Origin of the sequence: Romboutsia sedimentorum (assembly GCF_030131845.1) — a bacterium.
Taxonomy (GTDB): domain Bacteria; phylum Bacillota; class Clostridia; order Peptostreptococcales; family Peptostreptococcaceae; genus Romboutsia_D; species Romboutsia_D sedimentorum.
In genome coordinates this window covers 188,537-200,579 of the sequence record NZ_JASKYM010000004.1, presented here as the reverse complement: position 1 = coordinate 200,579, position 12,043 = coordinate 188,537, and the positions used below count along the sequence as shown (strand labels likewise).

General features: G+C 26.0%; 11 protein-coding genes. 9 read left to right on the top strand and 2 right to left on the bottom strand.

The annotated features are described in order from the left end of the window. Positions 1-41: 41 nt before the first annotated feature. Entirely contained in the window at positions 42-815 is a 774-nt protein-coding gene (locus tag QOZ84_RS10350; RefSeq protein WP_284132884.1) for a GDSL-type esterase/lipase family protein, read from the bottom strand. 262 nt (positions 816-1,077) lie between these two features. Next, on the bottom strand, positions 1,078-1,278 hold the full coding sequence (locus QOZ84_RS10345) for a cold-shock protein (RefSeq protein ID WP_026900796.1): 201 nt from the start codon (positions 1,276-1,278) through the stop codon (positions 1,078-1,080). 263 nt (positions 1,279-1,541) lie between these two features. Here QOZ84_RS10345 and QOZ84_RS10340 point away from each other — a divergent pair, with 263 nt between their 5' ends. The 9 genes from QOZ84_RS10340 (at position 1,542) to nadC (ending at position 11,882) form a co-directional block, all read left to right on the top strand. Further along, complete coding sequence (locus QOZ84_RS10340; RefSeq protein ID WP_284132883.1) at positions 1,542-2,132, top strand: hypothetical protein; 591 nt, start codon at positions 1,542-1,544, stop codon at positions 2,130-2,132. 121 nt (positions 2,133-2,253) lie between these two features. Next, on the top strand, positions 2,254-5,028 hold the full coding sequence (locus QOZ84_RS10335; protein WP_284132882.1) for a PAS domain-containing sensor histidine kinase: 2,775 nt from the start codon (positions 2,254-2,256) through the stop codon (positions 5,026-5,028). Positions 5,029-5,405: 377 nt separating this feature from the next. Further along, on the top strand, positions 5,406-6,830 hold the full coding sequence (locus QOZ84_RS10330; RefSeq protein WP_284132881.1) for an oxaloacetate decarboxylase subunit alpha: 1,425 nt from the start codon (positions 5,406-5,408) through the stop codon (positions 6,828-6,830). 18 nt (positions 6,831-6,848) lie between these two features. Further along, complete coding sequence (locus QOZ84_RS10325; protein ID WP_284132880.1) at positions 6,849-7,136, top strand: OadG family protein; 288 nt, start codon at positions 6,849-6,851, stop codon at positions 7,134-7,136. Positions 7,137-7,195: 59 nt separating this feature from the next. Continuing rightward, positions 7,196-7,540, top strand: a complete 345-nt coding sequence (locus QOZ84_RS10320; RefSeq protein ID WP_284132879.1) for a biotin/lipoyl-containing protein — start codon at positions 7,196-7,198, stop codon at positions 7,538-7,540. 36 nt (positions 7,541-7,576) lie between these two features. Next, entirely contained in the window at positions 7,577-8,707 is a 1,131-nt protein-coding gene (locus QOZ84_RS10315) for a sodium ion-translocating decarboxylase subunit beta (RefSeq protein WP_331496557.1), read from the top strand. 95 nt (positions 8,708-8,802) lie between these two features. After that, on the top strand, positions 8,803-9,756 hold the full coding sequence (gene nadA, locus QOZ84_RS10310) for a quinolinate synthase NadA (protein ID WP_331496556.1): 954 nt from the start codon (positions 8,803-8,805) through the stop codon (positions 9,754-9,756). A 4-nt stretch (positions 9,757-9,760) separates the two neighbouring features. Beyond that, the gene (locus QOZ84_RS10305) at positions 9,761-11,065 is read left to right on the top strand and encodes an L-aspartate oxidase (protein WP_284132878.1); all 1,305 of its coding nucleotides are present in this window, start codon (positions 9,761-9,763) and stop codon (positions 11,063-11,065) included. Further along, entirely contained in the window at positions 11,043-11,882 is an 840-nt protein-coding gene (nadC, locus tag QOZ84_RS10300) for a carboxylating nicotinate-nucleotide diphosphorylase (RefSeq protein ID WP_284132877.1), read from the top strand. The genes QOZ84_RS10305 and nadC overlap by 23 nt, the downstream gene beginning before the upstream one ends. Positions 11,883-12,043: the final 161 nt, after the last annotated feature.

Genomic DNA, 12,043 nt, shown 5'->3' with positions numbered 1-12,043 from the left:
CCTCTTTTTCTATTTTATATATATTTAAAAATTATTTAAAATTACAAATTCGCAGATTGCTTTAAGCTATTTAGCCATGCAGGGTAGAAGATAGGTTTTAAGTGCATCCCGTCATTAGCATAAAGACTTTCGTTGTCTTTTAATAAATTTGTAGTATCAATAAAAGTTATATTTAAATCTTTACACATTACTTTTAAAGACTTATTGTATTTATCAACGTTATTATAAACAGATTTTTTATTGCTTTCTTTAATAGGTAATACAGAATTAACAAATATTTTGCTTTTAGGTAATGTTTTTTTTATTGAATTTATTAAAGAAGTATAGTCCTTTATAAATGAAGGTATATCTTCTTGATAAATTAATAAATCATTCATGCCATATAAAGTGAAAACATTAGATGGGTTTAAATTAGAAAGATTATTCATATTAGATTTGGCATTTTTTAAATTAGAGCCTCTAGAACAAATAACAGATGTAGAACTTAGCATGTTATATGTTATTAATCCTTCAGCTTGAGAATCTCCCATAACAACACAATTTTTAAAGATATTCTTGTAATCTATCTTTCTTGAGTTTTTATCTAAGCCGTAGTAGGATGATTGAACCTTATTTATTTCCTTTTGAATTTTATCTAAGTTACTTTTCTCTAAATTATTAATAATAGATATATTATTAGTAATTTCTTCGTTTTCTTTATTAGTGATGTCTCTTTTAGTTGAATTACTTGTCAAAGAATATGTAGCGATAGCTGGTACAAATATAAGACACATCATTAATATTAGAAGAACGAAGCTATTAGATTTTTTTTTCATTTGACAGCTCCCCTTTGAAATATAAAATTTAGATTGAAATATAGCAATCTAGGACTATATATTATATTATAGTTAAAAATATATAATACTTAAAATCCAAAATATAAAGATTACAAAATATTAACATATAACTAAATATTAACATATAAATGGAATTAATGTTGAGTTGATATAGGATTGATAAAAGATATGTTTTATTGCACAACAAAAAAAAGAGCATAAGCTCTTTTCTTTGAAATAAAAATATATATATTAAATATAATTATATTCTATTTACGTTTTCAGCTTGAGGTCCTCTAGCTCCTTGAGTTATCTCAAAGCTAACCTTTTCGCCTTCTTCTAAAGTTTTGTATCCGTCACCTTGTATAGCTGAGAAATGTACGAAAACATCTTCTCCACCGTCTACTGATATGAATCCAAATCCTTTTTCACTGTTAAACCATTTTACTATTCCGTTTTTCATTAGAAAAAACCTCCGTGTATTTAAAAAATCCAGACTTAATAACTAAGTCTGCTCTATAAGTATAATCCAAAAAAAAAATAAAATCAAGGATAAATTAAAAAAATATTGAAAAATATTAAAAAAATACAAATATGTAATAATATTACATATTTTTTACTTGTAAAAAAAGAATATGTTTTCCTAAAAATTAAAATTAAGCATAATAAAAGTAATTTTACAGATAATAGTATAGTCAAGTATTATTATTTATATAGGAGGAAGTCATGAAATTTAAAAGAGCAATAACATTAAGTTTATCATTAGCTATAGCTATGGGAGCAGTAGCATGTACTAAAAAAGAAGTAACACAACCACCAACAACACCACCAAAAACAGAAAGTACTTCTTTAGATCCAAATTATGTAAAAAAATATTCTAAATCATATGAAGATTATATCGTTGGTATAAAAGATTACCAAATATATTCAACTCCTGAGAGTATAAACGAATATTATAAAACTAATGAATATCCAGGAAATGAAGTGCATTTAACTAATATAAAAAATGCATACAAAGAAAGTAAAACAAAAATACAATCATTCATAGATGTATTAAAAAATGATGCAAAAACAAAAGATACAGAACTTGAAAAAATGAATAATGAATTAATAGCAGAAGGTGAACAGGCTATAAAAAATATAGATGCTAGAATGGCAAAATTAGATAAACTTCCAGCAGATGCTATTGATAAGCCAAAAGAAGAATTCATGAAACTTGTAGATGAAACAATAGTTATAAAAGACGAAACTCAAAGTAAATTTAAACAATTCCTTGATAATATGAATGAAAAACTAGGAATAACTAATAAAAAATAGAATTAAGAAAAAAAAGAACATATTAATATGTTCTTTTTTTTCTTTAAATTCATAAAATGACAAATTTTTCTTATTTGAAGTGATATTATAGGTATATATTATTAGAAAAGTGGGGAATTTTATGTTTTTTAAAAGTATTAGCCTGCATAATCGAAATCAAAGAATTATAACTCTTACAAGAGAGTACAACATACCTATAATTATAAATTTAATATTTATAATTATAGGTATATTGGATATAAAGCATTATCTTATTGCTATAAACTTGTCTAGGATGACACTATTATGGATATTTTTATATACAATATCTCATAATTTTGAATTAGAAGATATGAATTTTTCTAAAATGATAGCAATGAGCAATATTATACTTATAGTCATGTGTGGTTTAAGTTTAATTGAAATTTGTGAATTTAAAATACATACTTGTTTATTTTCTATTACTTTTATGAATGTATGTAATTTTTTATATTTTCAATATGAACAAAAAAACAAACAAATATTAAGAGATAGTATGATTTTTTATTTTATAACAATTTTGGTATTATATTTACTTTATCAAAAAGTAGGAGCGGATAATATAATTTATATTTTAGCCATATTTAATATAATAATGGCATCTTATAACTTATTTTTTTATAATGAAAAAAGACTACCGCACTACAAAATAATAAAAAATTTATCTGTTTACAACTTTATTATAAGCATAACAATAATTGTGATTATATTTTACAAAGATATTTTTGATATGAAATTTTTAGGTGATTTATTATTATTACTTTTTTTCAATCACACATATTGTGGATATAAATACACTATAAAAAAAGTAGTAAATAACCCTTATTTTGAATTGAAATCTAAAAATGAAAAATTAAATTTTAACTCACAACAATTAAATAAGCTTAATGAAATAATCAATAAAGAAATTTCAATTAAAAATCAAATAAAAAAATACATTACTCAAAGAAAAGAATTATTAAATCAATCATTAGATAATGTGCCTAGTATGTGGATTATTATAGATTGTAATTTAAATATAATTTATAAAAATAATGAATTTATGAAAGTTTTAGGAACAGGCGTACGTAGTTTTACAGAAATATTAAACCTAATTGCTAAGACTGATGAAGAAATATTATATTATCTAGAGTGCTTAGAAGATAAAAAAAATATTGATGATAAAATAGTATTTTTAAGTAAAATTCCTTATTTGCTTAATATAAAATATAATGATTTTGATGATACTTACTTGATAAGTCTAAATGACATTGAACATGAATTTAATATGGAAAAAGAACTTAAAGATAAAAAGGATGAATATGAAAACATAGTAAATAATATACCATGTCCAATAATGATAAGAAATGTTGAATCCAATTTAGATCAAACTAAAATAATAAGCATAAATAAAGCATTTGAAAACTTATTTGGGTATAGAGCAGATGAAGTAGAAAATATAAATTCAATAGATTATTATAAAAAATTTAATATAGATTTTTTTGATAGTAAAAGATATAGGAAATTAGATATGCCTATTGAAGAAAAAATAAGGCTTATAGACAATGAAAGCCATAGTAACTACATTATGAATTGTATAATGACAGATAAAAATAAAAATAAACATAATTTAGAGGTAAATATAGAAAATTACCAAGAAAATTTAAATTCAAATAAATTAAAATTATTAACTTTTACAGATAAAACAGAAGAGGTAAGTATATACCAACAAATACAAAAGCAAAATCAAGTATATTGCAAGATATTAAACTCCATTCCAGAAGGGATAATAGTAAAATCGCTTGATGATGATGGGATTGTATACGCTAATAAAAAATTTAAAAAAATATTTAAGATACAGGATAGAGTAAAGAAAACTTTAATACGAAAGTATAATGATAGACTAGAAACTAAGTATCTATATAACCTAAATAATAATGATTTAAATAAAACAATATATATGGTAAATGAAGAAAAAGTAATAAAAGAATTAAAGGTTAGAGCCCATACATGGAAAATAGAAAATTCAAAGTATAGAGTTAAAATAGTTGAAGATTTAGCACAACAAAGACAATATGAAAAAATGAGAACAATATTAATGGAACAAAGAAAATACGACAAGCTTAAGATGGAATTTTACGCTAATATATCTCATGAGCTAAAAACGCCTTTAAACAACATATATAGTTCTACACAACTTATTGAAAATTTTAATAAAAATAATAAAATAAAAGATACTAATGGACAGCTTAGTTATCATGTGAAAATAGTAAAACAGAATATGTTTAGGTTAATGAGATTAATTGACAATATAATAAATATAGCACAAGTTAAATCAGAGGTATATAAATTAAAATCAGTGAATTTTGATATTGTATATTTGGTAGAAGAAATAGTTATGTCAATAAATTCTTATGCACAGTCAAGAAACTTAAATTTAATATTTGATACTAATGAGGAATATTTATTAGTAGGGCTAGATCCTGAGGCGATAGAGAGAATAGTTCTTAATCTATTATCAAATGCTATAAAATTTACTGAAACTAAAGGTGAAATATTGGTAGGGGTCTATAAAATAAAAAATAAAGTTCAAATAAAAGTTACGGACAATGGTGTAGGAATAGATGAAGATAAGCTAACTGATATATTTGATAGATTTAAACAAATAGAAAATGGAAAAATCAACAATGAGTTTGGAAGCGGTATTGGTCTTTACTTATCAAAGTCATTGGTTAAAATTCAGGATGGAACTATAAATATAAAGAGTAAAATAAATGTAGGGACAGAGGTTACTATAGAATTCCCAATAAAAGAAGTTATTGAAGAAGATGAAGATATAATAGAATATGGTGGAAATATAGAAAAATTCAAAATAGAGTTTTTTGATATATACAAATAAGAAAATAAAGTTATAATATATTAAGAAAATGCTATAGTCGATATTACGGGCTATAGCATTTATTTTTTTATAAACATTGAAGATATTTGTAATATATAGGTGTTGTATTTTATACAAATATAAGTAAATGTGACTAAAAATATAAAAAATTGAAATAAATATAAAAAATACTATAAAAATTAGAAGGGTATTTAAATGATTTATAGAATTAATTAAATGAAAAAGGTAAAAATAGATTAATTTTTTAGGTGAATCAATTACAAGTGTTAAATAAGTATGATTGTAGACAATAAATTATCAATCAACTAATTTATAAAAATTAGCTATGTTTATTGCCAAATAAGAAAAGTTAATTTCAAAAGGGGAGTGAGATTTAGATGAACAAATTGAAAATAACTGAAACTGCACTAAGAGATGGTCATCAATCTTTAATTGCAACTAGGTTAACTACAGATGAAATAATACCTATACTTAAAACTATGGATGAAGTAGGGTATTATTCATTAGAGGTATGGGGGGGAGCTACATTTGATGCGTGCATACGTTTTCTAAATGAAGATCCTTGGGAAAGATTAAGACTTATGAGAAAAAATGTTAAAAATACTAAACTTCAAATGCTTTTAAGAGGTCAAAACTTACTTGGATATAGAAACTATGCAGATGATACTGTTGATAAATTTATAGAATTATCTATAAAAAATGGTATTGATATAATAAGAGTATTTGATGCTTTAAATGATGTTAGAAACATAGAAGCTTCAATGAAGGCTATTAAGAAATATAATGGTCACTGTCAGTGTGCAATCTCTTATACAACTAGTGATGTTCATACTACAGAGTACTATTTAAATTTAATAAAAACTATGGAAAGTATGGGTGCTGATTCTATATGTATAAAAGATATGGCTGGGGTTTTAACACCATATAATGCATATGACTTAGTTAAGAGTATAAAAGAAATAACAAATTTACCAATAGAATTACATACTCACTGTACAAGTGGTATAGCCGATATGATATATATGAAAGCTGTAGAAGCCGGAGTTGATATAATAGATACTGCAATTTCACCATTTAGTGGAGGAACTTCTCAACCACCAACTGAATCATTAGCTGTAACTTTTGCAGGAATGGAGAGAAATCCAGGATTAAATATGGACAAACTATTAGAAGTAGCAGATTACTTCAAACCAATAAGAGATAAATATATGAATGAGGGAATATTAAATCCAAAAGTATTATTAACAGATCCACAAACATTAAAATACTTAGTTCCAGGTGGAATGCTTTCAAACTTATTATCTCAACTAAAGCAACAAAATGCATCTGATAGATATGAAGAAGTTTTAAAAGAAGTACCTAGAGTTAGAAGTGACCTAGGATATCCACCACTTGTAACACCTATGAGTCAGATGGTTGGAACACAAGCATTATTTAATGTATTAAGTGGAGAAAGATACAAATTAATACCAAAAGAAATAAAAGATTATGTAAGAGGTAATTATGGAAAATCTCCAGCTGTAATAAGTGAAAAAATAAGAAAAAAAATAATTGGAGATGAAAAAGTAATAACTGTTAGACCAGCAGATTTAATAGAACCTGAATTTGAAGATATGAAAAAAGAAGCAGGGAACTTAGCAAAATGTGATGAAGATGTATTAACATATGCACTTTTCCCACAAGTAGCTCCAAAGTTTTTAGAAGAAAAATATAATAAACATAAAATTAAAGAAGACGCTAAAACAAATATAATAGAAAAAAAATCAGAAAACGAAATAAAATATATAAACGTAACTATGTAGAAAATAGGTGATAATATTATGGGAAATGAAATAACAATAGGTGAAGCTTTATCTATAACTGTAATAAGTATGAGTATTGTATTTTTAACTTTATTTGCAATTTCACTTGTATTAAGTTCGTTTAAAACTATCTTTAAGGAAAAAGTAGAAAATGAATCTAAAAAAGGTGGAGATAAAGAATTAGCATTAACTCATGAAGAAGATGAAGAAGAAAAAGTAGTAGTAGCACTGGCAGCATCAATAATGGCAGGGGAAGGAATACTAAATCCAAATCTTAGAATAAAAAGTATAACTAGAATAAAGTAGATATAAATTTAAAAAAAAGATACATAAAAATATAGTATATAAAGAAAAGGGGATTTAAAATGAACGCTAAAAAATACCATATAACATTAAATGGAAAAGTATATGAAGTAGAAATAGAAGAAGTATCAAGTACAAATCAAGCAGTAAAACAAGAAATAAAGCAAGAAATAAAGCCAACACCTAGTCAAAATAGTGAAAGTATAACAGCACCAATGCCTGGAACTATAATAAATGTATTAGTTAAAAAAGGACAAGCAGTTAAAAAAGGAGAAGTAGTGGCAATACTTGAAGCTATGAAAATGGAAAATGAGATAGTTGCACCAGTTGATGGAGTAGTTGAAGCTATAAGCGTAGATAAAGGACAAAATGTAAATCTCGGAGATGATTTATTAGAGATAGCATAAAAAATAGCGAAACGAAAGTTTTAGGGGGAATTTAACATGGGAGAAACGATAATTCAATTTATCACAGAATCAGGATTTGCAATGATGACTTATAAAGAAGCTATAATGATAGCTATAGCTTGTATATTTTTATATTTAGCTATAAAAAAAGGATATGAACCTTATTTATTAATACCAATATCAGTAGGTATGCTACTTGCAAACATGCCAGGTGCAGATTTGATGAAACCAGAAAATGCACAAGTTACTGGAGGACTTTTCTATTATTTATATCAAGGAGTTAAGCTTGGGATATTCCCACCTTTAATATTCTTATGTATAGGAGCTAGTACTGACTTTGGACCAATGATTGCAAACCCAAAAACTATGTTACTTGGGGCTGCTGCTCAGTTTGGAATATTCTTTGCATTCTTAGGAGCAATATTCTTAGGATTTAGTGGACCTGAAGCTGCATCAATCGGAATAATAGGTGGAGCAGATGGACCAACAGCAATACAATTAACAGGTAAACTAGCACCACACTTATTAGGAACTATAGCACTAGCAGCATATTCTTATATGGCGTTAGTTCCAGTTATTCAACCACCAATAATAAGATTATTAACAACTAAAGAAGAGCGTAATATAAAGATGGAACAATTAAGACCAGTTTCACAAAAAGAAAAGATAATATTCCCAATAGTTTCAATGATAATTGTTATAGGATTATTACCAACAGCAGCTCCTCTTATAGGAATGCTTATGTTTGGTAACTTATTAAAAGAATCAAAAGCTGTGCCTAAGTTAGTAGAAACAGCACAAAATTCATTGATGTACATAATTACAATAATGCTAGGACTTACAGTAGGGGCTACAGCTAATGCAGATACTTTCTTAACAGTACAAACTTTAGGTATAACTGCAATGGGACTTGTAGCATTCTCAGTAGGGACTGCATCAGGAGTTTTATTTGGTAAATTAATGTGTAAGTTAACTGGAGGAAAAGTAAACCCAATGATAGGTGCGGCTGGAGTATCGGCAGTTCCAATGTCAGCTAGAGTTGTTCAAAAGGTTGGGAGAGAAGAAAACCCAAGTAATTTCTTACTTATGCATGCGATGGGACCAAATGTAGCAGGAGTTATAGGCTCAGCAGTAGTTGCTGGTATACTTCTTAAATTCTTTGCTTAAAATTAATAATATTAGAATATGCACTTAGTAGATAAAACTACTAGGTGCATTTTTTTATTAAAAATGCTACAATATCATTACAGGTGTAAAGACACATGTATATAAATGAACTTTACAATAAAGAAAGTGGTGTAATTATGGATCAAACTTTAATAAACAAAATACAAAAATTAAAAAAAGAAAAGAATGCAATAATACTGGCTCATTATTATCAACCAGCAAATATACAACAAATAGCTGACTTTGTAGGGGACTCTTATTATTTAAGTGAAATAGCAAGAGATAGCAAAGAAGATGTTGTAGTAATATGCGGAGTAAAGTTTATGGCAGAAAGTGCCAAGATATTATCTCCTCAAAAGACTATACTAATGCCAATATTAAATGCAGGATGTAAAATGGCTGATATGGTAGATGAAGAAGGAATAATAAAATTAAAAGAAAAATACAAAGATGCATACACTGTATGTTATATAAATTCAACTGCAAAAGTAAAATCTCATTGTGATGTAGCAGTAACTTCATCAAGTGCAATAGATATATTAAAAAACATAGAAAGTAATCAAATAATATTTTTGCCTGATAAGAATTTAGGAAGCTATATATCAGAATTTTTCAAAGAAAAAGAGTTTATACTTTGGGAAGGATATTGCAAGTATCACAATGATATAAAAAAAGAAGATGTATTAAAGTTAAAAAAAGAACACAAAGATGCAAAAATATTAGTACATCCAGAGTGTACTAAAGAAATAAGAAGTCTTGGTGATTACATAGGAAGTACAACTGGAATAATAAATTACGCTACAGAAAGTGAAGATAAAGACTTTATAATATGCACAGAAGAAGGCGTATTATATGAATTAAACAAAAGAAATCCAAACAAAAACTTCTTTATACCAGGTGGCAAAATTTCTTGTACAGACATGAAAAAAACAACGCTACAAAGTTTATATGATACCCTATTAAATATGGAAAATGAAGTAATAGTAGATGAAAAAGTAGCCAAAGGTGCTTTAACTTGCTTAGATAATATGCACTCTTTAGCAAAGTAGAGATATGAACAAAATAGTAGATGTATTAATTATAGGGTCGGGGGTATCTGGTATATACACTAGCTTAAATTTAAAAGATGATATAGATGTTTTATTAATAAGTAAAGGGAAATCACATGATACTAACACTAATTTAGCTCAAGGTGGAATATCAACGGCAAGAAATGAAGAAGATATAAAATTGTTTATAGAGGACACTTTAAAAGCAGGAAAATATAAAAATGATTTAAGTGCAGTAAAAATACTAACAAAAGAATCTATAGACAATATAAAAAATCTTATAAAATTAGGAGTTAATTTTGATAAATGTGATGATGAATTAATATACACTAGAGAAGGTGCTCACAGCGTAAATAGAATAGTACATACAAAAGATAATACAGGCGAAAGTGTTCAAAAGGCACTTATTAATGAATTAAAACAAAGAAAAAATATAACTGTTTATGAAGATACTTATTTTGCAGATATAATAAGTGAAAACAATAAATGCATGGGAGCAATAATTATAAAAGACAATAAGCAAATAAATGTATATGCTAAATGTGTAGTATTAGCAAGTGGTGGGATAGGTGGAGTATTTAAAAATTCTACAAATCAAAAGATATTAAATGGAGATTCAATAGCAGTATCTTTAAAAAATAATATAAAACTAGAAAATCTAAATTACATACAAATACATCCAACAGCTTTTTATGAACAAAACTCAAATCAAAAAAGATTTCTAATATCAGAAGCTGTAAGAGGTGAAGGTGGGATACTTTTAAATTCAGACAATAAAAGGTTTGTAGATGAATTATTACCAAGAGATATAGTTTCAAAAGCTATATATGAACAAATAAAAAAAAGTAAAGTGCCCTATGTAAATTTGGATATAACTTTTATGAAAAAAGACTACATAATGAAGAGATTCCCATTTATATATGAAGAATGTTTAAAAAGAGGAATTGATATTAGCAAAGAATATATAAAAGTATCTCCTGCTCAACACTATTTTATGGGAGGAATAAAAGTAGATTTGTATTCAAAAACTTCTATGGAAAATTTATATGCAGTAGGTGAAACTAGCTGTACTGGAGTGCATGGTAAAAATAGATTAGCAAGTAATTCACTATTAGAGGGATTAGTATTTTCAAAGAGATGTGCAAATAACATAAATGATTTTATACATAATATAGATATTAAAATTATAGATACAAATATAATAACAACAAATTTACAAACCCTAATAAATAAAAATAGAGAGATGGTTATAAATATTATAAAAGAAAAGTGTGGGGATTATTACGATGAATTACTTGACTGTAGATAAAATAATAAAAGAAGCTTTAATAGAAGACGTACCAAATGAAGATATAAGCACAAACGCTATAATAAGTGAAGATAGCTTATCTAGTATAGAGTTGTTGTGTAAAGAAGAAGGCATAATAGCTGGACTAAAGGTTTTTAAAAGGGTATATGAAATACTTGGAAATGTTGAAGTGATTTTATACAAAAAAGATGGTGATAAAATATATCCAAAAGATAAACTAGCTTTCTTAAAAGGTAGCACAAGAAATATTTTATTAGGTGAGAGAGTATCCCTTAATTTAATACAAAGAATGAGTGGAATAGCTACTTTGACAAACTTGTTTGTAAGTGAGTTAGAAAATAGTAATACTAAATTATTAGATACTAGAAAAACAACACCAACTTTAAGAATACTAGAAAAATATGCAGTAAAAGTAGGTGGAGGTGATAACCATAGATTTAACTTATCTGATGGTATAATGCTAAAAGACAATCATATAAGTGCATGTGGTACAATAGAAAAAGCAGTAGATATTGCAAGGGAAAATATCTCCTTTGTTAGAAAAATTGAAGTAGAAACTGAAAATTTAGATATGGTAAAAGAAGCTATAAAAGCTAATGTTGATATTATAATGCTTGATAATATGGATTTAGAAATGGCAAAGGAAGCTGTAAAAATTATAAATAAAAAAGCTATAACTGAGTTTTCTGGGAATGTATCATTACAAAATATAAAAAAAATAGCACAAATAGGTGTAGATTATGTTTCCGTTGGAGCAATAACTCATTCTTTTAAAGTGCTAGATTTAAGCATGAAAAACTTAAATAGAATAAACTAGAGTACGAGCAATAAGGCTATGAATACTAATTCATAGCCTTATTTTTATATAAAATTATTCTATTTAAATTAATTATCGTAAGATTTAAGAATGGAATTGAACAAATATTTAGAATTAATTGATATTGAAAATTAATATCAATTAGTATTGACAATATGAAA